At 62.9% G+C, this 25,199-nt stretch carries 22 protein-coding genes; 9 read left to right on the top strand and 13 right to left on the bottom strand.

Going from position 1 to position 25,199, the window contains the following annotated elements; genetic code table 11:
- The first annotated feature begins 2 nt into the window (after window positions 1-2).
- The 4 genes from trpA (at window position 3) to ABIE28_RS17115 (ending at window position 5,860) form a co-directional block, all read left to right on the top strand.
- Window positions 3-827 (top strand): tryptophan synthase subunit alpha, encoded by an 825-nt coding sequence (trpA, locus tag ABIE28_RS17100; RefSeq protein WP_354065008.1) that lies wholly within the window; start codon window positions 3-5, stop codon window positions 825-827.
- 95 nt (window positions 828-922) lie between these two features.
- A complete protein-coding gene (gene accD, locus ABIE28_RS17105; RefSeq protein ID WP_354065010.1) occupies window positions 923-1,900 on the top strand; it encodes an acetyl-CoA carboxylase, carboxyltransferase subunit beta in 978 nt (325 codons plus the stop codon).
- 90 nt (window positions 1,901-1,990) lie between these two features.
- The gene (locus ABIE28_RS17110; RefSeq protein ID WP_354065012.1) at window positions 1,991-4,489 is read left to right on the top strand and encodes a methyl-accepting chemotaxis protein; all 2,499 of its coding nucleotides are present in this window, start codon (window positions 1,991-1,993) and stop codon (window positions 4,487-4,489) included.
- Between the two features lie 78 nt (window positions 4,490-4,567).
- The gene (locus ABIE28_RS17115) at window positions 4,568-5,860 is read left to right on the top strand and encodes a bifunctional folylpolyglutamate synthase/dihydrofolate synthase (protein ID WP_354065014.1); all 1,293 of its coding nucleotides are present in this window, start codon (window positions 4,568-4,570) and stop codon (window positions 5,858-5,860) included.
- Between the two features lie 32 nt (window positions 5,861-5,892).
- Here the strand turns inward: ABIE28_RS17115 and trxA (ABIE28_RS17120) are convergent, their stop codons facing one another.
- The 12 genes from trxA (ABIE28_RS17120) to ABIE28_RS17175 form a co-directional block, all read right to left on the bottom strand.
- Entirely contained in the window at window positions 5,893-6,216 is a 324-nt protein-coding gene (gene trxA, locus ABIE28_RS17120) for a thioredoxin (protein WP_354065016.1), read from the bottom strand.
- Window positions 6,217-6,359: 143 nt separating this feature from the next.
- The gene (gene trxA / locus ABIE28_RS17125) at window positions 6,360-6,683 is read right to left on the bottom strand and encodes a thioredoxin (protein ID WP_092179020.1); all 324 of its coding nucleotides are present in this window, start codon (window positions 6,681-6,683) and stop codon (window positions 6,360-6,362) included.
- A 79-nt stretch (window positions 6,684-6,762) separates the two neighbouring features.
- Window positions 6,763-10,188, bottom strand: a complete 3,426-nt coding sequence (gene addA / locus ABIE28_RS17130; protein ID WP_354065018.1) for a double-strand break repair helicase AddA — start codon at window positions 10,186-10,188, stop codon at window positions 6,763-6,765.
- Entirely contained in the window at window positions 10,185-13,196 is a 3,012-nt protein-coding gene (gene addB / locus ABIE28_RS17135; RefSeq protein WP_354065020.1) for a double-strand break repair protein AddB, read from the bottom strand. Before addB ends, addA begins: the two co-directional genes overlap by 4 nt.
- A complete protein-coding gene (locus ABIE28_RS17140; RefSeq protein WP_354065022.1) occupies window positions 13,193-13,882 on the bottom strand; it encodes a nucleotidyltransferase family protein in 690 nt (229 codons plus the stop codon). Before ABIE28_RS17140 ends, addB begins: the two co-directional genes overlap by 4 nt.
- A 501-nt stretch (window positions 13,883-14,383) precedes the next feature.
- Complete coding sequence (gene pheT / locus ABIE28_RS17145; protein ID WP_354065025.1) at window positions 14,384-16,804, bottom strand: phenylalanine--tRNA ligase subunit beta; 2,421 nt, start codon at window positions 16,802-16,804, stop codon at window positions 14,384-14,386.
- Window positions 16,805-16,815: 11 nt separating this feature from the next.
- The gene (locus ABIE28_RS17150; RefSeq protein ID WP_354065027.1) at window positions 16,816-17,859 is read right to left on the bottom strand and encodes an ASCH domain-containing protein; all 1,044 of its coding nucleotides are present in this window, start codon (window positions 17,857-17,859) and stop codon (window positions 16,816-16,818) included.
- Window positions 17,856-18,125: a hypothetical protein gene (locus ABIE28_RS17155; protein WP_354065029.1), complete on the bottom strand. Its 270-nt coding sequence runs from the start codon at window positions 18,123-18,125 to the stop codon at window positions 17,856-17,858. Before ABIE28_RS17155 ends, ABIE28_RS17150 begins: the two co-directional genes overlap by 4 nt.
- Window positions 18,126-18,130: 5 nt before the next feature.
- Window positions 18,131-19,261 carry a phenylalanine--tRNA ligase subunit alpha gene (pheS, locus tag ABIE28_RS17160; protein WP_354065030.1) on the bottom strand — a complete coding sequence of 377 codons (1,131 nt, stop codon included), beginning with the start codon at window positions 19,259-19,261 and terminating at the stop codon, window positions 18,131-18,133.
- Between the two features lie 205 nt (window positions 19,262-19,466).
- Window positions 19,467-19,868 carry a 50S ribosomal protein L20 gene (rplT, locus tag ABIE28_RS17165; RefSeq protein ID WP_354065032.1) on the bottom strand — a complete coding sequence of 134 codons (402 nt, stop codon included), beginning with the start codon at window positions 19,866-19,868 and terminating at the stop codon, window positions 19,467-19,469.
- Between the two features lie 20 nt (window positions 19,869-19,888).
- Window positions 19,889-20,089, bottom strand: coding sequence for a 50S ribosomal protein L35 (gene rpmI / locus ABIE28_RS17170; RefSeq protein ID WP_035099236.1), 201 nt, complete (start codon window positions 20,087-20,089; stop codon window positions 19,889-19,891).
- Between the two features lie 138 nt (window positions 20,090-20,227).
- Entirely contained in the window at window positions 20,228-21,742 is a 1,515-nt protein-coding gene (locus ABIE28_RS17175) for an MFS transporter (RefSeq protein WP_354065034.1), read from the bottom strand.
- 88 nt (window positions 21,743-21,830) lie between these two features.
- On the opposite strand from ABIE28_RS17175, the gene ABIE28_RS17180 reads away from it, so the two are divergent.
- Complete coding sequence (locus ABIE28_RS17180) at window positions 21,831-22,376, top strand: TetR/AcrR family transcriptional regulator (protein WP_354065035.1); 546 nt, start codon at window positions 21,831-21,833, stop codon at window positions 22,374-22,376.
- Between the two features lie 210 nt (window positions 22,377-22,586).
- Window positions 22,587-22,907, top strand: a complete 321-nt coding sequence (locus ABIE28_RS17185) for a hypothetical protein (protein ID WP_354065036.1) — start codon at window positions 22,587-22,589, stop codon at window positions 22,905-22,907.
- Window positions 22,908-22,939: 32 nt separating this feature from the next.
- Here the strand turns inward: ABIE28_RS17185 and ABIE28_RS17190 are convergent, their stop codons facing one another.
- Complete coding sequence (locus ABIE28_RS17190; protein ID WP_354065038.1) at window positions 22,940-23,794, bottom strand: glycosyltransferase family 2 protein; 855 nt, start codon at window positions 23,792-23,794, stop codon at window positions 22,940-22,942.
- Window positions 23,795-23,943: 149 nt separating this feature from the next.
- Here ABIE28_RS17190 and ABIE28_RS17195 point away from each other — a divergent pair, with 149 nt between their 5' ends.
- The 3 genes from ABIE28_RS17195 to ABIE28_RS17205 all read left to right on the top strand — a co-directional run bounded on the left by ABIE28_RS17195 (window position 23,944) and on the right by ABIE28_RS17205 (window position 25,148).
- Window positions 23,944-24,261, top strand: coding sequence for an I78 family peptidase inhibitor (locus ABIE28_RS17195; RefSeq protein ID WP_354065040.1), 318 nt, complete (start codon window positions 23,944-23,946; stop codon window positions 24,259-24,261).
- A 164-nt stretch (window positions 24,262-24,425) separates the two neighbouring features.
- On the top strand, window positions 24,426-24,845 hold the full coding sequence (locus ABIE28_RS17200; protein WP_354065042.1) for an Hsp20 family protein: 420 nt from the start codon (window positions 24,426-24,428) through the stop codon (window positions 24,843-24,845).
- Window positions 24,846-24,860: 15 nt separating this feature from the next.
- Entirely contained in the window at window positions 24,861-25,148 is a 288-nt protein-coding gene (locus ABIE28_RS17205) for a DUF1150 family protein (RefSeq protein WP_354065044.1), read from the top strand.
- The last annotated feature ends 51 nt before the right edge of the window (window positions 25,149-25,199 follow it).

Below are 25,199 nucleotides of genomic sequence, written 5' to 3' on the forward strand. Positions count from 1 at the left end.
TCATGACTTCTCGTATCGAAAAGCGCTTCGCCGAACTCAAGGCAGTGAACCGTCCGGCCCTCGTGACCTTCGTCATGGGCGGCGATCCCGATCTGGCGACGGGGCAGGCTATTCTTGAAGCACTGCCGCAGGCGGGTGCGGACATTATCGAACTGGGCATGCCTTTTTCCGACCCGATGGCCGATGGCGTTGCCATCCAGCTTGGCGGACAGCGGGCACTGGCCAGCGGGCAGACACTGCGTGGCGTGCTCGGCATGGTCGAAGACTTCCGTCGCAAGGACGAGAATACGCCGATCGTTTTGATGGGCTATTACAACCCGATCTATATTTTTGGCGTCGACAAGTTCCTGGCCGCGGCAAAGGACGCCGGCGTTGACGGCCTGATCATCGTTGATCTGCCACCGGAAGAAGACGACGAGCTTTGCCTGCCCGCGCTCAAGGCGGGTATCAACTTCATCCGCCTCACCACCCCGACCACCGACGACAAGCGCCTGCCGGCTGTGCTGAAAAACACCTCGGGCTTTGTCTATTACGTGTCGATGACCGGCGTAACTGGCGCGGCGATCAAGTCGCGTGGCGCAGTTGGCGAAGCGGTCGAGCGCATCAAAAGCCATACCGATCTGCCGGTTGCCGTTGGCTTTGGCATCAAGACCGCCGAAGACGCCGCCGATATCGGCAAGCATGCCGACGGCATCGTCGTTGGCTCGGTGCTGGTCGATGCCGTTGCCAGATCGCTGGTGGACGGTAAGGCGACCGACAAGACCGTTTCAGCGGTGCGTGACATCGTGGCCGATCTGGCTGCCGGCGTGAAGCGCGCGCGGGGATAAGCACGCGACGGGCTTTGCCCTTCGCCCCCTGCCCTGATAAGAATTGCCACAATTGACCCCTAGGTGACCCATCAGTCCCTTCGAGAGGCTTTGCCATGAACTGGATCGATAACTTCGTCCGCCCCAAAATCCGCTCCATCCTCGGACAGAAGCGCGACATCGGCGAGAACCTTTGGGTCAAGGACCCAGAGTCCGGCGAGATGGTGTTCTATCGCGATCTCGAAGCGAACCAGTGGGTCGTGCCGAATTCGGGCTATCACATGAAGATCAAGCCGACAGATCGGCTCAAGACCTTCCTCGATGATGGCGCCTATAAGCTTGTGCCAGTCGCTGGCGTGCCGGTTGATCCGCTGAAATTCCGCGACCAGAAGCGGTATACCGACCGCCTCAAGGAAAACCGGGCCAAGACCGGGTTTGACGATTCTGTGATCGTGGCGACCGGCAAGCTGCTGGGCCGCGACACTACCGTCGCCATCCAGGATTTCGATTTCATGGGCGGCTCGCTCGGCATGGCCGCCGGTCAGGGCATCATCACCGGCCTTGAAACCGCAGCCAATCGCAAGACCCCCTTCGTGCTGTTCGTCGCTTCGGGCGGCGCGCGCATGCAGGAAGGCGTGCTCAGCCTGATGCAGATGCCGCGCACCACCGTTGCCGTGCTGCGCCTGCGCGAAGCAGGCCTGCCTTTCTTCGTGGTCTTTACAGATCCGACATTGGGCGGGGTGACCGCCTCCTATGCCATGCTAGGCGATGTGCATCTGGCCGAGCCGGGCGCCCGCATCGGCTTTGCCGGCGCCCGCGTCATCGAGCAGACCATCCGCGAAAAGCTGCCCAAGGGGTTCCAGCGCTCGGAATATCTCCACGAGCATGGCATGATCGACATGGTGGTGCATCGCCACAACCTGCGTTCGACCATTGGTTCGCTTTCGGCGATCTTTGCAAAGGCCGATGCGCCAGAGGCCGTGACCGCCGTGGCACCGTCTGCAGGGCGTTCGACATTGCGCGACGCAGCGATTGCTGCCGAGGGTGATGATGGCGATTTGCTGATCCCGCCAGCGGGCGCCCACGCCGAATAAGGGTCTTTACGAGCATTTAAGGACATTAATCCTACATTGATCTTGCGTGACTGCCGGGACACATCGGCGGCGCCAAGATTGGGTGGAAAAATGTCGAAATTCTCGATGCCAATTGCTCGCAAGCTGCCGCTTGCCCTGCTCGGATCTGCGCTGCTGGTCAGCCTCGGAGTTGGGGTAGCGAGCTACTTGATTGGCAGCGACGGATTGCGCCAGTCGGCCGAAACCAATCTGATGACGCTGGCCAATGAGCGCGCCAATCAGGTCTCGACCTATCTGGCGGCGGTAGAAGACGATCTGGTCGCGACCTCGCGCTCCGAAGCCACAATCCAGGCGCTCCGCGACTTTGGCGGCGCCTGGCTGCAGTTCAAGGTCGATCCGACCGCCGAAGTGCGCCAGATTTATGTCGACGACAATGCGAACAAGGCTGATCTCGCGGCGCTCGAAACGCTGGGTACGACCGGCGCTTATGACGTGACCCACACTCGGTTCCACCCGGGCTTCCGGGCGCAGGTTCAGGCGCGCGGCTATGGCGATTTCTATCTGTTCGATCTCAAGGGCGCCCTAGTCTATTCGGTCAACAAGGCGGCCGATTTCGGCACCAGCTTTGCCGAAGGCGGTCCAATGGCTTCGTCGGGGCTCGGTCAGGTGTTCCAGCAGGCGGTCGCTATCGAGACGCCAAACGATATCGCCTTTGCCGATTTTGCGCCCTATGCGGCAGCATCCGGACAACCCGAGAGCTTTTTTGCTAAGCCAGTGTTTAACGTTCAGGGCCGTAAGGTCGGCGTGCTGGCCATTCAATTGCCATCCGAGCGGCTTGACGCCGTTATCGGCGACCGCACTGGGCTCGGCGAAACTGGCGAAGTGCTGGTGGTGGGCGCCGATGGCTGGCTGCGCACCGACTCGATCTTTAGCGCCCAGAGCGACGTACTGACGACTGCCTTCGCAGGTCCCATGCTGGACACGGCGCTGGCCGGCGTTCCCGCGGACGGCGAAACCACCGACTATCGCGCCACCAATTTGCTGGTTGCGGCCGCGCCGATCACCACGCCCGGGCAGAACTGGGCAGCGGTCGCGGTGATGGCTTCGGACGAGGTGCTCGCCCCAATCACCCATATGCGCAACACCATGCTCGGGATCGGCGCGGCCCTGCTCGCCGTTGTTGCGGCACTGGGCCTGTGGTTTTCCTATTCGATCACCACGCCCATTACCCGCCTGACCCGCACCATGAAGGAACTGGCCGAAGGCGACCTTGAAGTGGAAGTGCGCGACGCCGACCGTAGCGACGAAGTGGGCGCCATGGCGCGCGCTGTCGAAGTGTTCCGCGAAAACGGGCAGAAGGTTGCGCAGATGACCGAGGCCGAGGCCGTCCAGATTCTGGCCAGCCAGGCAGAGCGCAGCCGCATGATGACCAGCCTGCAGCGCGCCTTTGGCGATGTGGTTGACGCGGCCAATGCCGGCGATTTCTCGCGCCGGGTGAACGAGGAGTTCATGGACGCCGAGCTCAACAGGCTTGCGCGCTCGGTCAATTCGCTGGTCGATACCGTCGATCGCGGCATTGGCGAAACCGGCGAAGTGCTTGCAGCGCTGGCCGAGACCGACCTGACGCGCCGCGTTGAGGGCGCGTATCAAGGCGCCTTTGCCCGGCTCAAGGATGACACCAATATGGTCGCCGAAAAGCTCGGCGATATTGTCGGGCACCTGCGCTCGACCTCGGGCGCGCTCAAGACAGCCACGCAGGAATTGCTGGCGGGCGCCAACGACCTGTCCGAACGCACCACCAAACAGGCCGCAACCATCGAAGAAACCTCTTCTGCCGTGGAGCAATTGGCCAGCACAGTGATGGACAATGCGCAAAAGGCCGAACGCGCCAGCAAGCAGGCCAAGTCAGTTTCCGCCAATGCCGAAGCCAGCGGCGCCGTGATGGGCCAGGCGACCGAGGCAATGGAGCGTATCACCAGCTCGTCGCTCAAGATTTCCAACATCATCGGTCTGATCGATGACGTGGCATTCCAGACCAACCTGCTGGCGCTCAACGCCTCGGTGGAAGCGGCGCGCGCCGGCGATGCCGGCAAGGGCTTTGCCGTGGTGGCCGTCGAAGTGCGACGCCTGGCCCAATCGGCCGCCAGCGCATCGTCCGACATCAAGAAGCTGATCGAGCAATCGACCAATGAGGTGCGCGGGGGCAGCAAGCTGGTGGCCGACGCGGCGTCAAAACTGGGCGGTGTGCTCAGCGCTATTCGCGACAACACCGTGGCGCTCGAGGACATCTCACGCGACAGCCACGAGCAGGCCGGTGCCATCGAGCAGGTCAATATCGCCGTCCGGCAATTGGACGAGATGACCCAGCACAATGCGGCTCTGGTTGAGCAAACCAATGCCGCCATCGAGCAGACCGAGGCGCAGGCGCGTGAACTCGACGATATCGTCGACGTTTTTACCGTCGATGACCGCATCGTTGAAGTTGCCCCCAAGCCTGTGGCGCCACCTGTCACAGGTGCACGCGCCGTGCAGGAGCGTTTGCGGACCGCTGCAGGCAGCTATCTCAGCCATGGCAATGCGGCCGTGGACAAGGAATGGGCTGAGTTCTGACCTCGTGGCTGGCGGAGCCATTGAGCCGCCGACCGTTAGGGGCTACCTCAGGGGTCTAGTCCTGCTGGTGAGTCCGTCATGTCCCGCACCGATGCCATTCTGGCGCGTCTGTCCGCGCTTCATCCAAAGCTGATCGATCTCAGCCTCGACCGCATCCTGCCTTTGCTGGAAGCGCTGGGCAGCCCGCATGAGCATCTGCCGCCGGTGATCCATGTGGCCGGGACCAATGCCAAGGGCTCGACCATCGCCTATCTGCGGGCGTTTCTTGAGGCCGCCGGGCAGCGGGTGCACGTCTATAATTCCCCCCATCTGGTGCATTTCAACGAGCGCATCCGCCTAGCCGGAACGCTGGTGAGCACGCGACGGCTCAATGCGGCGCTGGAGCGGGTCGAAACGGTCAATGCCGGGCGGCCGATCACCTTTTTCGAGATCACCACCGCCACCGCGTTCCTGCTCTACGCCGAGACACCGGCCGACTATCTGCTGCTCGAGACCGGCATGGGCGGCATTTACGACACCACTAATGTGGTGCGCCAACCACTGGGCACGATCATCACGCCGATCGACTTCGACCATCAGGGCTTTTTGGGCAATACGATAAGCGAGATCGCGTCCAACAAAGCCGGCATCTTCAAGCGAGGCAGCAAGGCCGTTGTCGGCTTGCAGCGCGACGAGGCCCATACGGTGCTCGACCGCGTGGCGCGTCGGCTCGGCATTACCCCCCTATGGCAGGGTGAGGACTTCCACGGCCAGCAGCAGGATGGACGGCTGGTATATCAGGATGACGATGGGTTGCTCGACCTGCCGCCGCCGGCCCTGCTTGGCGCGCATCAGTTCGACAATGCTGCACTGGCGGTTGCCGCCAGCCGCCATTTCGGGCTGCCGGTGGACGAGGCAGCGTTTGAGCGTGGCCTACGTCAGGTGACCTGGCCAGCCCGGCTGGCGCCCCTGCGCGGCAAGCTGCGCGACCTGCTGCCTGCAGGCTCCGAGCTATGGCTCGATGGGGGCCACAATGCTCATGGCGCAGCTGCGCTGGCGCAGGCACTGTCGGAAATGAATGCGCGGCGACCTGCACCGTTGGTGCTGATCATGGGAATGATGAATACCCGGGCGCCGGCCGAGTTTCTGGCGCCGTTCGCGGGACAGGTGACGGAAGTTCTGACGCTGACAATTCCGGGCGAGGCCAATGCCCATCCGGCCGACTACATTGCGGCACAAGCACAATGGGCCGGCTTTGCAGCGCGGCCCATGAAGTCGGTGGTGACGGCGCTTAAGGCCGCCACTGCCGTCCCCAATGCCCGCGTGCTGATCTGCGGGTCGTTGTATCTGGCGGGCGACGTGCTGGCGCGGAACGGGACGCCGCCAGATTGATGGCAACTTCCTGAGCCTATCGGAGCGTTCGATCAGGCGGCGTGGGTTTCCAGCCATTTGACCAGCTGGACGCGCGACTGGCCGGCGCCGACCTTCATGTCGACCGGCTGGCCGTTCTTGAAGATCATCAGCGTTGGCATGGCACGGACATTGTACTGCGTCACGGTCGATGGATTGCTGTCGACGTCGAGCTTGACGATATTGACCTTGTCGGCGAGGTCGCCAGCCACCTGCTCAAGGATTGGGTCCATGGCTTTGCAGGGGCCACACCACTCCGCCCAGAAATCGACCAGCACCAGTTTGTCGGAGGCTAGAACCTGGTTGGCGAAGTCGGCGTCGGTCACATGCTGGCCCATTTTGGTCTCCATCGGTAAGATGCGATGAACACTAGACAGAGTCGGTGCGTTTGGGAAGGCACACAAGATATTGTGGCTGAAACCCCAAACGAAAACACCGCCGGGTTGCCCCGACGGCGTCATCGAATTCTCGTCGCCTGATCTTAGGCGGCGTGGCTCTCGAGCCACTTGGTCAGGCCTGCCTTTGGCGTGCCTGCACCGATCTTCATGTCGGCAGCCTCGCCGCCCTTAAAGAGGATCATGGTCGGGATCGAGCGGACGCCATACTTGACGGTGGTCGAAGGGTTCTCGTCGATGTTGAGCTTGACGATCTTGACCTTGCCGGCCAGCTCAGTCGAAAGCTCGTCGAGGACGGGTGCGATTGCGCGGCACGGCCCGCACCACTCCGCCCAGAAATCCACGAGGACGGGCTCTTTGGAGTTGAGGACTTCCTCGCCGAAATTGGCGTCGGAAACGTGAGTAGTCATGGTTACTTGCCTTTGGGTTGAAAGCGGCGGTCTCTGTGCGCCTAAAGCTGGGAAGAGTCCAGCACTGCTACAAGATGACTCACCGCATGGTGAAGCCCTGTGCTCCTGCCGCCAGTTGCTCTGAGGGCAAAAACATCAATGTTTCCAGTTGTGTCCACAGTATTGCCGCGCGCACCGTCCGTCCGGGGAAAAGCTGACCTGCAACCAACGCATATAATCCGAGCTGGGTAAGATAGTTCCCGGGCACGTCCTGCGCACTGGCAGGCACCGATGCATCGGACTTGTAGTCGACCACCGTTACCCCCGAGTCGTCAATCACCAGCCGGTCCATGCGGCCGGCAAGGCGAATATCTTCCCCGTCGCGTTGAGCATCGATGAGGAACGGCACCTCGGCGCGGCTGCTTGGACCAAGGATCGCCGCAAGTTCGGGACGGGTCAGGATGGAGATGGCCTTTGTCGCGATGGAGTCGTGACTTTCGGCATTGTCCGGCAACAACGCGTGCAGCGCTTTGGGTACGACCTCATCCCAGAGAGAGCGATCCACGCGGCCCAGATGCTGCAGCAGAGCGTGCAGCGCTATGCCCTCGCGACGTGCCACATCGGCGTCGCGCACTTGTTCGGCGAGGCTGTCCAGAGCCAGCACCGGTGCAACATGGCCACGAGCGGTCGATGGCGTGACGATGGTGGTGGCGACCTGCGGCGGGACCGGGTCGAATGCCAGTGGCTGATCGGCGAGCGCTGCGGCAACGGTCTTTTCAGCCGCAGGCTTTGGTGCAACCCCGTTGCGGGGGTAGACCAAAGCCGCTTCGCGGCCCTCGCTGTCGCTCTGGCTGGCCGAAAGGGGCCGCAGCGCGGTCTCGATGGCTTCATACCAGCTACCGGCCAATTGCTTGCCCGCATCGGAGCCAGGCGTCAGTGCGCCAGTGACGTAGAGTTCGTCCTCGGCACGGGTCATGCCGACATAGAGCCGCCGCCAATATTCGGCGAGAATATTGTCGTCGACCACCTGCTTGATCGGCAGCGTCGTCGCCAGATGTCCCGATGTGCCGCTGGAATGGACCAGTAGAGGTCCGGGCGGATCGGCGGTGACGTAGACCGATTTGCCGACCATCTGCATGCGCGGCTTGCTGGTGGCGTCGGCCAGAATGACGATGGGGGCTTCAAGGCCCTTGGCGCCGTGAACGGTCATGACGCGGACGCCGCCACCGGCCTCGGGCAGTTCGCGCTTGATGCTGCCGCCGCGCTGACGCATGCCGGTGACGAAGCCCTGCAGCGAGGGCTGGGCGGTCTGTTCGTGATCGAGCGCCAGGGTCAGCAGTTCGGCGAAGACGTCATCGACTTCGGCGCCGAGCCGGGCATGGAAGCGCTTGAGGCCCTGTTCGGCGTAAAGCACCTGGGCGAGGAATTCGAAGGGGCGCTCGAAATCGAGCTCGCTGCGCCAGCGGGCGAGTGTCGCATAGGCATCGGCGCAGGCGGGCAGCGGGCAATGGGCCAGCGCCTGCCAGAGGGTTTCGCCCTTGCTGCGCGGCTGGGCCAGCGCGTGCAGATCGGTCTCGTCGACATCGAAGAGCGGCGAGCGTAGCAGTGCGGCCAATTGCAAATCGTCGGCCGGATTGAGCAGCACATCGCAAAGCGCCAGCATGTCCATGACGGCGATATGGCCTGTGACCTTGAGCCGGTCGGCGCCCGGGGTGGGCAGATCGGCCAGACGCAGGGCGCGGATGACTTCCTGAAACAGGGCGCCGCGCGATTGCACCAGAATCAGGACGTCATCGGCGGTGATGGCGCGGCCGCGGCCGGTGAGTGGTCGACGCGTGGCGATCCAGGACTTGATTTCCCCGGCGATGCGCGCAGCGACCTGACGGGGCGCGGTTTGTTCGGTTTCAAGCGCGGTCGTGGGCCATTCGGTTCCCGGTGGCGCATCGGCGGCCTGTTGCAGCGGCGGCCAGAGCGTGACACTGCCGCCCCGCATGGTACGGGCGGTATCGTGATGGACGGGCTCGTCTTCGAGCAAAGCCGACTGAATGGCGGGATTGGCGCTGACAAGGTCCACGGCGGCAAGGATTTCGGGCAGGGTGCGGAAGCTGGTGCGCAGGGGCACTGGCTCAAAGGGCATGTCGACCAGCGCGGCCTTGCCGCCATAGTCGCGGCCGGTATCGCCGAAAAGCGCAGGCTCGGCGCCTTGGAAGGAATAGATGGACTGTTTCTGGTCGCCCACGGCAAAGAGCGAGCGCTGGCGAGTAACGGCCCCTGCCCCGGCGAAATATTCGGCGGCGATGGCACGGACCACCCGCCATTGTTCGCCATTGGTATCCTGGCTTTCATCGACCAGAATATGGTCGATACCGGCATCGAGCTTGTAGCGCACCCATTCGCCCGATTCATGCTCGAAGAGATCGGCCAGTTTTTCTACCAGATCGTCGAAATCGAGCAGCGAGCGAGCGCGCTTGCGGTCCTCGTAGCGTTTGGCGACGGCGGCGACGATATCGAGCAGGGCTTCGCTGCGCTCGACGAGCGCGGCCGCGCGGCGGGCCTCGGCGATGGCGGCAAGGCGCTCGGCTTCAGCGATCAGCGTGTCGGCCAAATCGGGGTCGGCGGTGATGATGGCCTTGACGGGGAAACGGGCGGGCACGGCTTCTTCAGCGGTGAGGAAGGCGCGCATCCAGGCGGCGGGATTGGGCGCGGCGGGATCGATGGCGGAGAGCTTGTCCTCGAGCGTGCGGCTGCCGCCCTTGGGCGGGCAGATGTCGTAGAGGCGGGCCAGTTCGGTTGGGCCGATCAGCCGGTTGGCGATGATGGCGGTGTTGAGCTGATCCAGGCTGGGCGTGTCGCCGACCAGTTTGCGCAGATTGGCCTTGGCGCGGGCGGGATCGGCCAAAACGGTCTTGAGCTTGCGGCCATCGGACAGGGCGGCATCGATTGAGGTGCGGATCTGGTCGTCGCTGAGGGTTTCGAACAGCGTTTCGACGGCGCCGGCGATGCCGATGCCCTGGGCCATCACCGCCTCGCGGGCAGCGAGCAGGAGGGCCGAGCGCTCGTCGTCCTCGATGACCGAGAAATCATAGGGCACGCGGGCTTCGAGCGGGAAGCGGTGGAGAACCGATTCGCAGAAGGCGTGGATGGTGACGATCTTGAGGCCGCCGGGGGTTTCGAGCGCTTTGGCGAAGAGGGTGCGGGCGCGTTCGCGCAGGTGATGGGGGTAGTTCGGGCCCTCGATATCGATGAGTTCTTTGTCGAGTTTGCCTTCGTCCATCACGGCCCATTCACCCAGCCGATCGGCAACGCGACGGCGCATTTCGGCGGCGGCGGCCTTGGTATAGGTGAGGCACAAGATGGCCTGCGGCTCGACGCCGGCCAGCAGCAGGCGCAACACGCGGCGCGTCAGGACGAAGGTCTTGCCGGAGCCGGCATTGGCCGACACCCAGATCGACCACCCCGGATCGGCGGCGCGGGCCTGGTTGCGGCTGGTGTCGAAGGGCACCCTGAGTTCGCCACGCTCGCTCATATCGTCTCCTCGCCATCGACGGCGGTCCATTCGGCGACGCGCGCAAGATGGTCATAGGCGCCGGCAAAGCGCTGGCCGGGCAGCGGCAGGAGGCGCGAGGGCATGGGGGTGTCGCTGAGCAGGAAATGCTCAATATGGCTCTGCATGCGGCGGGCGATCTCGTCGGCGGCGGACATCACATCATGGCCATCAGCGGCGATGAAGGGTTTTGGAATGAACGCGTCGGGGCCGAGGCCGACCTTGATATAGGTGAGCGCCGAGGTTTTGGCCGGGGTAACGTGGTCCAGTTTGCCAGCATGGGCCATCTGGGCTTCGAGCAGAAGTTGCGGCACTTCGAAAGCCTGCATGGCGCTTTTGCTGGGGGGCGAGCCGGTTTTGAAATCCATGATTTCGAGCGTGCCGTCGGTCAACTCGTCAACGCGGTCGGCGCGGCCGCGCAGCTTGAAGCTTTCCGCCAAGTGCAAAGTCCATTCGCCGTCGATTTCAGCATGGCGCTGTTTGACCAGCGCGTCACGGCTGCGTTCATAGTCGAGGAATTGGCGGGCGGCGGTGGCAAAGCGGCGTAGCCAGATGTCGCGGCGCTCGGCGATGGATTCGAGGCCGCCGAATTTGTCCTTGGCGATGGTGTCGAGAATGTCAGCGGCATCGGGGGCCATGACGGAATGGCCGGTGTCGACGAAGGCGGCGAAAATGTCGTGGATGATGGTGCCGCGCTCGCGTGCGTCCGGGGCTTCGCCGAGCGGATCGAGGGGGCGCAGGCGCAGGACATGCTTGGCATAGATATCGTAGGGCGAGCGCATCAGCGTCTCGACCTCGGTGACCGAGAGGGCACGCGGGCGCTGACCGGCCGGGGGATTGGGCAGCGGGCGCGGCGCTTCCTTGATCTCGGTGACGGCATCGATGCGGCGCGCCTCTACCAACCATTGCTGGCCGGCCGCCTGCCATCGGGTGACAGCGGACTTGCCGGCAAAGGCTTCAAGCCGCTGTACCAGCCGCGAGGCGATGGCGGGGCTGGCGCCGACCCGGTCGGCATAGCTGATGATGACTTCGGCATTGCCCATTGCTTGGGCGAAATCGTGCGCGGCCAGGCCCTGAAGGCGTTCGGGCGGTTGCAGCCCGGCGGCGAGCCGCATGCCGCGACTGAGCCAGGGACCGGGATCGGCGGGCTCAGGCCATTTGTCTTCGTTGAGCGCGGCCAGAATCAGCAGGTCGGGATGCTGCAGGCGGGCTTCGAGCTGGCCCCAGATGGCGATGTCGCTGCGGCGGTCTTCGCGGGTGCGGGCCTGAAAACCGGTCATCAGGGCCGACAGGACGCCATCGAGCTGGATGGGGGCGAAGTGGTGGCCTTCGCCGGTGTGGCTGGCCATCTGGCGGGCCCAGTCGTCGAGCTCCTTGCGGCCCGGCAGGTCGACGCCTTCGGCCACATTGGTGAAGGCAGAGCAAAGCGCGGCGGCAAAGGCGCTGGCGCTGATGCTGGTTTCGGCCAGTAGGGTGCGCAGCGGCGTCAACGCCGTTTCGACGCGGACGAAAAGTGCTTCGATGGCGGGGCCATCATCCGGCTTGAGTTTTTTGGCCGGGTGTTTGGTCGTGCCATCGAGATTGGCCGCGAGCAGGACGCGCAGGCCGGCGAGACCCGGATTGGGGCGCTGGCCGCGCAGCAGGCCCAGTTCCACCGCGTCGGCGAGGCAGCCGAGATCGGCGCGGTCGAGACCAAAATTGGTGGCGCGATTGCGCAGTAGCGCCATGAGATCGACGGCGGCGCAATCGCTGGTGGCGAGCGCCAGAATTTGGCGCAGCAGGCGACCGGCGGCTGACTGGAACAGGGGCACGCCGGCCGCGTCATCGACCACGATGTCAAAACGCCGTAATTCGGCGGCGATGCGGCGCGCGAGATTGCGGTCGGGGGTGATGATGCCGACGGTTTTTTTGTCCTCCAGCGCTTGTCGGGCGGTGAGGGCGACGGCGCGGGCCTCTTCGTCCTCGTTGCGGGCGCGGATGACCGAGAGGCCATTGCTCGCCGTGGCGATATCGTCGGGCGGCAGCCGGTTTTCGGCCCAGCGGGCGGTGTCCTTGGTCAGCGCCAGAGCGCGATTGACCAGAATGGTGCGCGGCGCATCATGTGCTGCCAGTTCGGTGACGGCCTCGACGCCGATGCCGAGGCCTCGCAGCAGGCGCGCCAGACCATATTGAGGATGGCCGTGCGGATTATTGACCGGGTCGAGCAAAGCGGCGTGGTCCGCCGGGGTCATGGCGCAATCAAGGCCCGGCAGCACGACGGCGCCGCGCGGCAGGGCATTAATGGCCTTGAGCAGGCGGGCGGTGGCCGGAATGGACCCGGTGGAGCCGGCAGCGATGACCGGGCGGTCGCCATAGATCAGGGGCGTCGCGAGCGCCTGACGGTCGAGCCGTTGGCCGCGCAAGGCCGCGACGTCGGCATGGCCCTTGCCGCCGAGATAAGTGGGCCAATAGGTCAGCGCGATATCGAGAAATTGCAGCGTCTGCTGCCAATAGGCGCCGAGATTGGCCTCGATCTCGGGAATGATGTTGCGGATATCGGCGCCGCTGCGCTCTTCGGTGTGCAGGTCATCGATCAGCTGGCCGAGCGATTCGGCCATGGAGAGGATTTCGCCGGCGGTGGGCGGGCTGGAAAATGCCTGCTGACCGGCATCGGAAATGGCCCAGGCGGCGACCAGCCGCGACAGCACGAGGCGCCGTTCGAGACTGGAGGCGGCAGGTAGAGGCGTGGGGGCATCGAAGGGCGGCAGGAAGGGTTCTTCGTCCTCGACCTCACCGCCAAAGGTGCGGATGTCGGGCAGCAGGCCGTGGCCGAGACGGCTGAATTCATCGGCCAGCACAAGCCGCGCGCGGCGGGTGGGCACGACGATGGTGACATCGCTGAGCCAGAAGGGATGGCTCTGATCGGCGCCATTGAGCAGCGTGCCGTCGGTGACTTTTTCGGCCAGGAGGCGCAGGAAAGGGGCATGCGGGGCAATGGAAAAAACGCTCATTTGGGCAGCAGCCGTTCGGTTTCGGCCAAGGCCTGCGGATCGCCGACATGGAACCATGGCGCGTCGAGCGCGACGCCGAACAGGGCCTCGCGCTCAAGGGCGGTTTCGAACAGGTCGGTGAGCGAGAACGGGCCGTCGGGCGTGGTGTCGAACAGGGCTTTGCCGAGGAGGGCCACGCCGCCATAGATGACCGGCGCGCCATAATCGCGGGTGATTTCACCGCGGGGCGACAGGCAAAAATCATGGCTGCGGCCAAAGCCGGTGGCGTCGCGCGGATGGACGCAGAGCAGGACGATGGCGCCGGGCTCGTAGCGCGCGACCATGCGAGTTATGGGGGCGTCCGATCCGGCGGGCCAGAAGGCGTCGGTATTCATCACGAGGATCGGATCGGAATGGAGCATGGGCAGAGCGCGCTTGATGCCGCCGCCGGTGCCGAGCAGTTCGTCTTCGCGGCTGACCTTCAGCAGGCCCCCGAAATGGGCGAGGATCTGGTCGGCGCGATAATGGGCATTGGACGCAAACCGCTTGGCACCCTCGGCGCGCGCATTGGCCATGACGCGCTCGATCATGGGAATGCCGGCGACCTCGATCAGCGGTTTTGGCGTTGTTTCGGTCAGCGGCCGCATGCGGGTGCCGAGGCCCGCGGCGAGCAGCATGACATCGGGGAATCGGGCTTGGTCGGTCATGCGCGGATAAGAGCGGGGTGGGGGCGGGATGTCTAGGGCGCAGTCAGGTCAGCGTGGAATGGAAGGGGATTCACGCCTGCGCGGGAATGACGTGGTGGATTGATTGGGGGTGACTGATGGTCTGCACCCCTCACCCTAACCCTCTCCCCTGAGGGGCGAGGGGATATGATCGGGGGTGGGGGTGGGGGTGGGCAAAGCACACCGTACTCTCGGAGAGATACCCCCTCCCTACTCGATCACGGAGTTAGCTGAAGCTAACTCCTATCTCGCTTCCTTGCCATTCGAGCACAGCTCTCATGGCCTTCTCACCTCAAATCGCTCCACTGGAGCGATTTGCCCTTCGGGACGGCTCGAAGCCCTCAAGGGGGAGGGTGGGTCCGATGTGTGGGCAATACTGTGCCACGCCCTCGTGGTTCGAGGGTGGCTGCGCTCCCACCTCACCATGAGGGCTGCTGGAATATCGCATCAAGAGTAGCCCTCGTGACCACGAAGGTGTGTTCGTTACGCCCGCAGCACACCGCCGGATTGTTTGGTGACGGCGGCGATGATGGCGGCGGAGACTTTTTCGATGTCTTCGTCGGTCAGGGTCTTGTCGACAGGCTGGAGCGTCACTTCGATGGCGACGGACTTTTTGCCTTCGCCAACGTGCGTGCCTTCAAAGACGTCGAACACATTGACGTCCTTGATCAGCGTCTTGTCGGCGCCGCGGGCGGCTTTGAGTATGGCGCCGGCGGTGATGGCCTTGTCGACGACGAAGGCGAAGTCGCGGGTCAGGGGCATCAGGCTTGAGAGATCAAGCGCCGACTTGGTCTTGGTGGCCTTCTTGCGGGGCTCGGGCAGCGCGTCGAGGTCGAGTTCGAAGGCGGCGACGGGGCCGTCGAGATCGAGTTCTGTCGCCCAGGCGGGGTGCAGTTCACCAAACCAGGCGATGGTTTTTGGGCCCTGGGCGACGCGGCCGCCGCGACCGGGATGGCTCCAGGGCGCGGGTTCGGCGAGGACCTGCATCTTGTCGATGTCATAGCCCAGCGCATCGAGCACGGCGCCCAAATCTGCCTTGGCGTCGAACACGCCGACCGACTGTTCCTTGGCAGACCAATGACGGCCCGAACCGCCGAGCTTGGCCGAACCGGTGCGGATGCCGGTGGCATAGGTGTGCTGGCCCTCCGGCTTGTCCGAAAGGAAGACCTGACCGACTTCGAACTGGGCGATATCAGCCAGACCGCGATTGGCATTGCGGCGGGCGGCGGCGAGCAGGCCCGGCAGGAGCGAGGGGCGCATGTCGGTCATGTCCGACGCGATGGCATTGGCCAGCTGCAGGCTTTCCTGACCGCCGCCGAAACGGGTGGCTTCGGCATTGGAAATGAAGGACCAGGTGACCGCTTCATCAAGACCACGGGCAGCCAGCGACCGACGCGCGATGCGGCGACGGTTCTGGATGGTGGTCAGCATGCGCGGCGCGACGTGATTGAGGCGTGGCAGTGGCTCGACGGGGACATTGTCGACGCCCACCATGCGCATGACTTCTTCGACGAGGTCGGCCTTTTGCGTGACGTCGGGGCGCCAGCTTGGCACTTTGACGGTCAGCACGTCGCCCTTGCCGGAGATCTCGAAGCCGAGGCGGGAGAGGATGGCGGTGATGATCATCGGCTCGACAGAGAGACCCGTCAGGCGTTTGACTTCGGTGATGGGGAATTCGACGACGGTATTGGGGAAGACGTCGTCGCCCGAAATCGCAGGCTCCATCGGCTCGCCGCCGCAGAGTTCGAGCACGAGGCGGGTGGCCAGTTCAAGGCCGGGTTCTGTCAGCGCAGGATCGACATTGCGCTCGAGGCGATAGCGGGCGTCCGAGACAATGCCTGTCTTGCGGCCGGTGCGGGCGACCAGTTCGGGGTCCCAGCTGGCGCATTCCATGAAGACGTTGACGGTCTCGTCGGTCGATCCGGAGCGAATGCCGCCCATGATGCCGCCGAGGCAGAGCGGGCCGGTCTCGTCGGCGATAACAGTCATGGTCTCGTCAAGCAGGTAGATCTTGTTGTCGAGGGCGTCCAGCGTCTCGCCGGGGCGGGCATTGCGCAGCACGGGCTGGCCATTGAGCTTGTCGGCATCATAGGCGTGCAGCGGGCGTCCCCAGCCGAGCGACACCCAATTGGTGATGTCGACAATGGCGTTGATCGGACGCAGGCCAACGGCGCGCAGGCGCTGCTGCAGCCAATCGGGGGATGGGCCGTTCTTGACGTTTTTGATCAGGCGGCCGCCGAATTTGCGGATGGTCTTGGGCTCGTCGGCAGAGAAAAGCTGCGGCAGTGGCGCAATGCTGCTCGGGCCCTCGGACGGGATCGGCGACATGTCGGTGGTTTTGAGCGTGCCGAGGCCGAAGGCGGCCAGATCGCGCGCAATGCCGTAGACGCCAGTGGCGTCGCCACGGTTTGGCGTAATGGAAATGTCGAACACCACACCGTCAATGCCGGCGAAGTCGGTATATTTGACGCCGATGGGAGCATCAGTAGGCAGCTCGATGATGCCGTCGTGATCGTTGCTGAGTTCAAGCTCGGCGGCCGAGCAGAGCATGCCGTTTGACACTTGCCCACGGATATTGCCCTTGCCGATGGTCATGTCCTTGCCCGGAATATAAGTACCGGGGAAGGCGAACACCGTCTTGAGGCCGGTGCGGGCATTTGGGGCCCCGCAGACGACATCGATCAATTCGCCGGTGCCGGCATCGACCTTGCAGACGCGGAGCTTGTCGGCATTGGGATGCTGTTCGGCGGAAACGATATGGGCCGTTACAAAGCTCGACAGCGCCTTGCCCTGATCTTCGACGCCTTCGAGTTCGAGGCCAATCGCGGTCAGCGTCTTGCCGATTTCGTCGGCCGACGCGTCGGTATCGAGGTGTTCCTTGAGCCAGTCGAGGGTGAATTTCATGTTTTCGGCCTTTAACGGAAGTCGCTGGCGGAGCCGGTGATGGCGGGCAACGCACGAGAGATTTTGAACAGTTCAACGAGGACATTGGCAAAGCCATTGGCATCGTCGATCGCGAGATGGGTGTGGGCGATGTGCCCGTAAAATTCGGCTGGTAGCTTGCTCATGCCCCAATCGAGATAGGGCGCGCCGCGCAATGTGCAGGCCATGGTGTAAAGGCAGATGCCGCCACCACGGAAAATCTGGCGCTGCTTGAACGGACCGCTCAGCACGCGGGTGCCAGCAAATTCGTCGAGATAATGGTCCATCCACAGGCCGTCGAACACCATGGGGGCAGCGACGAAGACTTTTGGGCCGGGCAGGTTTTCGACCCAATCGGCAAAGCGCGGCATAACGACAGACGGGGCCTCGGCATTGGCGGTGGTCGCGGCCCAGGCGTCGGGCTGGGTGGCCCACCAGGCCATGGTCTGCTCGTTGGTGGTGCGGTCGGGGCGCTGCAACAGCTGGGCTTCGAAGGTGCCGTGGTGCGTGCCATCGGCCTCGATGGCGACCGAGGCAAAGCTCAGCATGGAATTGTGCAGCGGGGTGGGGCCGTCGCTTTCGATATCGGTGACGATAAAGATGGGCGAGGCGACCTGATTGTAAACCGGGCGACCGGCCGGCAGCACTTCGACCAGCCGGAAGCGTTCGCAGACCAGTTCCATATCGGGCGAAAAGCCGCCATTGCGGGCGAAATAGGCTTCGTGCTCGGCGCGCCACTTGGCATAGGGCCCTTCGCCTTCGCGGTCGGAGAAACTGGGCTCCACCTCGTCGAAGCGCTTGAAATCAAGCGAGAGCGTTTCGATGACGGCGGCCGGTTCGCCAGCGCCATTGAGCACCACATCGCGCCGACCAACGACCGGCATAGGTTCCTTGCCCGCGCCATAGTCGCGCAGAGCGCCGCAGGTGGCGGTTTTCTTGCCGGCCAGCACCAGCGACAGCAATTCATCGGCCAGCGCGGGAGAGTCCCCGAAGCTGAACTGGATGGCACTGGCATAGTGGGGCGGTAGGTTGCTCATTTTGCAGGGACGGCCGGTTGGTAGAGGATGGCGTAGACGCCGTTGGTGATCTCGGTGATGCAGGCGCGCCATTGGGCGCCGCTCACCAGATCGGTCACGATTTCCTCGGCAAACGGCTTTTGTTCTCCATAGATCGGGTCGGTCAGATTGAACCGGATATCGGTTGGCTCCATCCGGTAGTGGCCCTCAACCAGACCAAGCTCGCTTTGCAGCCGCTCAGTCGGGTTGAGTTCGCCCCAGATTTCGGTCCAACCGTTCCGGTTCATTGGCTTTAGCTGCTCAGGCCACCAAACAGGGTTGGCAGATCAAGCGGGCGGAAACCGTAATGGTCGAGCCAGCGCTGGTCGGCGTCGAAGAACGCGCGCAGATCGGGCATGCCGTATTTGAGCATTGCGATCCGGTCGATGCCCATGCCCCAGGCAAAGCCCTGGTAGACGTCGGGATCGAGACCGGCGCTGCGGATCACATTGGGATGGACCATGCCGCAACCCAGAATTTCGAGCCAGTCATTGCCTTCGCCGATCTTGACCTCATTGCCCGAGCGATCGCATTGCACGTCGACTTCCATCGATGGCTCGGTGAACGGGAAAAAGCTCGGGCGGAAGCGCAGCGTGACGTTTGGCACCTCGAAATAGGCCTTGAGGAATTCCTCAAGCACCCAGCGCAGCTGGCCGATATGGCTCGACTTGTCGATGACCAGACCTTCGACCTGATGGAACATCGGGGTGTGGGTCTGGTCGCTGTCGTTACGATAGGTACGGCCGGGCATCACCACGCGGATCGGTGGCTCCATGGCGGGTGTGATGTAGCTCGCGGCAGGCTTTTCATTGGTCTGCTGCATGACGCGGACCTGCACCGGCGAGGTGTGGGTCCGCAGCACTTTTTTGACGCCGTCCGCACCGGGCTTCATGAAAAACGTGTCGTGCATTTCGCGGGCCGGATGGCCTTCGGGGAAATTCAGCGCGGTGAAATTGTAATAGTCGGTCTCGATATCGGGACCTTCGGCAATCGAGAAGCCCATATCCGAAAAGATCGCGGTGATCTCGTCAATGGTCTGGCTGATCGGGTGGATGCGGCCCTTGGCGGTCGGCGCTGGCTGCAACGGCAGGGTGACGTCGACGGTTTCGGCCTTGAGACGGGCGTCGAGCGCGGCGGATTTCAGCGCGGTGGACTTGGTATCGATCAGACCTGCGATTTCGACCTTGAGACCGTTGATGGCCGGGCCGGCAGACTTTCGATCTTCTGCGGCCATCGAGCCGAGCGAAGCCAGCAGCGCCGAGACGCTGCCCTTTTTGCCGAGGGCTGCAACACGCACGGCATCGAGCGCGGCCTCGTCAGCGGCAGCTGCAATGGCGGCCGACAGTTCGGCGCGGAGGGTGTCGATTTGGCTATCGAGGGACATCGAAAACTCTCAGTGGGCCTCATCCTGAGCCTGTCGAAGGACGAGGCCATGGCAGGCTTGGTGTGACCGACCTCGTGGTTCGACAAGCTCACCATGAGGTCTTACGGGAAATACAGTGCGCTATAGACCAAACAAAAACGCCCCGCGCCAGCCCTTTTGGGGCAGCGCAAGGCGTCAATTTCGACCTCAGCCAGGCTGGGGAGAGTTAGGCGGTAACGCGCTCGTGGGTCGTCTTATCGATCCCTTCGAGATACGCGAGAGCGGCCTTGGCCTTAGCGACCAGCACGCCGAACGCTTCTGGCTGGGTGATCGCGAGATCGCTCAGCACCTTGCGGTCAACGGCAACCTCAGCCTTGCTGAGGCCGTCGATAAATCGGCCATAGGTCAGACCGTAGTCACGCACTGCTGCGTTGATACGCTGGATCCAAAGAGCGCGGAAATTGCGCTTCTTGACGCGACGATCGCGGTACGCGTACTGGCCAGCCTTTTCGACGGCCTGCTTGGCGATACGGATCGTAGACTTACGGCGGCCATAATAGCCCTCCGCAGCCTTCAAAACCTTCTTATGACGGGCGTGATTGGTAACGCCTCTTTTAACGCGTGACATGTGTCAGCTTCCCTTCAGCGTTAGCGGTTGTACGGCATGTACCACTTGACCAGACCCTCGTCGCCCTTGGACAGGATCTTGGTGCCGCGGTTCGTGCGGATGTACTTGGCGTTGTGGTTGATCAGGCGGTGGCGCTTGCCGGCGACGCCTGCCTTAACACGACCGGTCGCTGTGAAGCTGAAGCGCTTTTTGGCGCCAGACTTCGTCTTCATCTTGGGCATTTTGCGGGTCCTTATAAGAGATCGGATGGATTTGGGCCCATCGCATTCAGAGATCGCCACGGCATGCCTTTTGGCCGGGCGATCCGGAGAAGTGGGCTCTATAGGGGCAAACCGGGAAAGTGGCAAGCCCCGGACGCCTCAATGGGCTGCATTCTGACCCACCGGCTCACGGTAATTGCGCAAGGCGACCAGCACCACAACGGAGAGAATACCGATCAGGCCCGCCGCTGTCAGCAGCACCATGGCATGCGCACTGGAAAACGCATTTCCAGCCGCCTCGATCAGCGCCTGCCCATCGGCGCCGCCAATCTGGCTGGCCGCCGTCATGGTTTCACCGATGGAATGGCTGGTATTGGCAGGTAGATCGACAAGACCGGATGGCAGCCGAATCGAGGAAGCATAGCTGGCCGAAAGCAGCACACCAAAGAAGGTGATGCCCAAGCCCGCGCCGAGCTCATAGCCCGTCGCTTCGAGCGAACCCGCAGCGCCCGCCTTTTCGACTGGTGCGCTCCCCATGATGGCAATGGACGATGCCGTCAGGCCAATGCTGAGCGAGAGGCCCAGGGCCACCATCAGCACGATCACGCCGATGCCGGGATTGTGGAAATCGCTGATACCGAGGCCAGCAAGGCTTGCCGCCGCAACCGCAAGCGACATCACGGCCACAGCGCGCAAGCCCACCGCAGAGGTGAGATAACCGGCCAGTGGCCCACCGACGGCCGAGGCGATGACCAACGGCATCATGAACAGACCGGCTTCGAGCGGAGAGCGCCCGACGACGAACTGCAGTTCCTGCGCAATGGTGAGTTCCACACCTGCAAGCGAACCGGACACGACCAGCGCAATGACCATGCCCATGCTGATCGCCGGACGCGCAAAGAGGGTCAGGTCGAGCATGGGCGAGGTCGAGCGCAGTTGCTGGCGCGCGAACAGGGCCAGCAGACCAAGCCCTGCCATGAGCGTGACGCCGGTGATCAGTGGAGCGGTGCCGCTCTTGAAGCCGGACTTGATGGCGTAGACGCTGGCGATCAGACCCGCGATCAGGAGCAGAGCCTGCCCGATGGTCCAGTTGCCGCCGCCATCGGGCTTGCGCTTCGGAATGGTGAAGTATGCCAGCGGCCAGACAACCAGCATCACCGGCACGTTGATGAGGAAGACCGAACCCCACCAGAAATGCTCCAGCAGGAAGCCGCCGGCCAGCGGACCCATGGCCGCGCCGGCTGAGCCGACCGTGCCCCACAGACCCAGCGCAATGCCGCGCTCGCGGCTATCCTCGAAGGTGTGACGGATGGTGGCCAAAACGGACGGCATGACCATGGACGCGCCGAAGGCCAACAGCACGCGGGCGCCGATCAGCATAGCGGCGGTCGGCGCGAAGGCTGCCGCGATGGACGCGACCAAAAAGATCGCCAGACCCGTCAGCAGCATACGGCGATGGCCGATCTTGTCCGCCAAGGTCCCCATCGGCACGAGCAGGCCCGCCATCATCAGCGGGTAGATGTCGATGATCCACAATATCTCCGTGCCCGTCGCGCCGAGGGCCAGCGTCAGCAAGGGAACAGCGATGTGCAGGATCGTCATGTCGATCACGATGGGCGTAAACGCCATCATGACGGCAAGCAGGACGAGCCAGCGGTTGCGGGGGGAAGACATCAAAAACCTCTTTGCGTTGGCGCATAATTGTTTGCGATAAGGGAGGCGGGGATATATATCCGTCCAGACGGTTTGAAAAGGGATAAAAATGGGCCGACGCCAGACAATTGATCGGGGTGCATTGCTGGACGCCGCCGAAAAAGTCGTGCTGCGCGATGGTCCGGCCAGCCTCACCATGGATGCGGTCGCCAAGGAGGCGCAGGTCAGCAAGGGCGGCGTGCTCTATGCGTTTGTCACCAAGGATGCGCTGATCGACGCGTTGATGGAGCGGGTTACCGCGTCCTATGACCGGCTGGTTGCCGCCTATCTGGAGCGCGAGGGCGACCGACCGGGCGTGCAAATCCTCGCCCATGTCGACGCCAACCGGCATGAAGATGCGGCGACCCACGCCCGCGCCATAGCGCTGATGGCCAGTTTCATCCGCTCACCCGCCTATCAGGAAAGCTCGCGCGAGTTTTACCGGGAGCTGTTCAACCATCTCGATCCGGCGACCCAGCGCGGCCGCAAAGCCAGGTTGGCGCTGTTGGCGGCCGAAGGTGCGTTCGTGGTGCGTGGCTTTGCGCTCTACCCGTTCAGCGATGCCGAATGGCAGGCGATCCACGACGACATCGTCACCCTGCTGCTCGAAGGTTAGGCAGGTCTGTTGGGTTTCAAAGTCAGAAGAACTGGTCCGCTTCGTTTTTTCTGACCGGCGTAACGGCCCGGTTTTGCAGGCGTTTGCGCGGACAATAATAAGAAAGTGTTCGACAAAAACCACCCAGTGCTGAAACCATTCTGGCGGTGAACCCGTAATTCCCTGTGAGCTCGATAATTGCCGGGCAAGCGTTAAACAAAGGAATTCATTATGAAAATGTTCAAAGCCATCGCCATTTCCGCTGTCATGCTGACCGGTGTTTCGACCGCATTTGCGGCCAACCCATTCGACGTCATGGGCGGCATCAACTCGCTCGACCAGATCGGCAACGCTCGTTACGCCACTGTTCTCACGGTGAACGATGCCGAAGCCCGCACCCTGTCGTTCGACAATGACGTTGCTTCGGTTCAGCAGCGCATCAAGAACAATCAGTTCCTGCTGCGCTCGATCTCGGATCAGGGTTTTACCGTTGATCAGATCGTCGGCATTGAAGCCGGGGGCGGCGCCAGCGTGACGCTGTTCGCTCTCTAACAGCACATTTTAGCAAAACATCCGGGCGGCCCTTAGTGGCCGCCTTTTTCTTTACCCGCCAGCATGGGCTGCAAGTGATCTTCAAACAGCAGACCCGGCTGAGCCGCAAGAGCGGCACCGTAGAGCGCTTCGGCCTCAAGCGAGATGGTGAGAAACGCGGCAACGCCATCGACCTCGTTTTGCGGTAGCCCGTAATGGCCGGTTTGCAGTCGGCGCAGGATTTCGGTTTTTGAGGCAATCATGCCGGCGGCGACATTGGCGCCATTGCTCATCGAGGTGGATCGCTTGACGTAGTCGTGTAGCGGCGTGCCCAGATGCATCGAGGTTGGCGCGGTGCGGTAGAGCTGCAGCAGGAATTCGAGGTCGGTCATGTTGCTCATGGTCGCGTCATAGCGCCCATCGGTCTTGCGCCGATCCCAGACCAGCATCGAATCCATCGAGAGCGAAACCCACTTATGCCCGCCGGGCATAAGTTCGCGGTCGGGGCCATCCCCGACATAGCGCAAATGGGCGAACCGGTCGGTCATCACATCGAGCGCTGTGGTGACGATGGCGTGCCCTGAGAGCGCCGCGACAGCGCGTTCGAGCTTTTGCGGCTTGAGACGGTCATCGGCATCGAGAATGGCCGCGTAGGACGTCTGCAACTGATCAAGCGCCACATTGCGGGTATTGGACGCCCCCCTGCCCGTGCCGCCGCTCGATAGATAGCGGATGCGCGTATCGCTGATGCCGGCGTTGGCCAGGAACGCTTCGTAGTCGGCGCCGTCGTCGGCAATCAGCCAAAGCTGCCAATCGGGATAGGTTTGCGCGAGGACACTCTGAACCGTGGTGACGATGGTGTCCTCGGCCTTCCAAGCTGGGGTGATGATAGCGACAGTCTGATCCATATCCGGTCCGCTCAGGCTTAAATCCTTGATCGCTATAGAGCGCGTTTGCTGAGCGGTGAAAAGGGCAGGTCTGATTGACTATGCGCCCGGCCGCCGCAATTCTGCCGAGGATGTGAGGCCAGCCTTGGCTGGAACTTGGGAGGTTACAAATGGCAACAAAGATTGTTTCTGGATTGGGCGTTCTGGGACTAGCTGTGTTGCTGGTCGGTTGTACAGGCGCTTCGGCGCAGCGGCCGGGCGGCTCGGGCATAGCCGATTGCGGCGCCTCAACTTTGCAAGGCGCGGCGGGCCAGCCGGTAACCGGCACCTCAGCCAGCGATGTCACGGTGGGCGGCCTGCCGGTACAGTCCAAGGGGCTGGTGCGCATTTACACGTCGGGCCAGGCGGTCACGATGGATTATCGCGCAGAGCGGCTCAACCTTGAGATCGACACGGACGGCAAGCTGGTTCAGGCGACTTGCGGATAGTGACCCGGCTGTTGCCGAACGATGCTGGCGCGCGGCGCGTCAAATCGACGTGCCGCACACTCTTGAATGGGACGGCACCTTGTCCCATATCTGCCGCAGGCGCCCGATGCCAAGTTCAAATGGGTCGGCGCCGATACGTTGCTTGATGATCAAGGACGGCGTGGATGTCGCGTATTTCGGTGTTTTCCGCTCCATTTCTTCTGGGCTTTGACAGCTTTGAGGAGCGCGTCGATCGGTTGGCCAAGTCCGCCGACGGCTACCCGCCCTACAATATCGAGCGTGCTACCGATGCCGAAGGCACCGAGCGCTTTTTGGTTTCCATAGCCGTCGCCGGCTTTAGCCAGGAAGAACTTGAGGTGCTGGCCGAAGACAACCAGGTGGTTGTCCGGGGCAAGCAGAAGGACGAGGCCGGACGGGAATTTCTGCACCGCGGCATTGCGGCGCGCCAATTCCAGCGATCGTTCCTTTTAGCCGATGGCATGATCGTGAAAGATGCAACTTTAGGGCATGGTATGCTCGTTGTTGCTATAGAGCGTCCCCGGACGCTCAAGATCGCCCGACGTATCGATATTCGCTCAGTATGAGGAAAGGGCCGACACATGTACGAAAAACGCAATTATGACACGATGGCCGAAACGCTGATCCATCCGCTTAAATCACTGACGCGCGCCCAGTTCGCTGCGCTTGGCGGCGATGCGGTGGCCTATGTACGGCCAGTGAGCGGCGCCATTCTTTCAACCATGATTCACGATGCCGAATTTGAGGACAGCGCTGATTATCAGCTGGTGATGTCCGCTGACGGCACCCCACTTCTGGTGACCGATACCGAAGACGCCGTGGTGGACTGGCTGGGCGACAAGAATTTGGGTCTTGCGACTCTGCACTGAGTTTTGAGCCCCCTGAAATGATAAAGGCCCCGGACCATGGTCCGGGGCCTA

Source organism: Devosia sp. 2618, from assembly GCF_040546815.1.
Classification (GTDB): Bacteria; Pseudomonadota; Alphaproteobacteria; order Rhizobiales; family Devosiaceae; genus Devosia.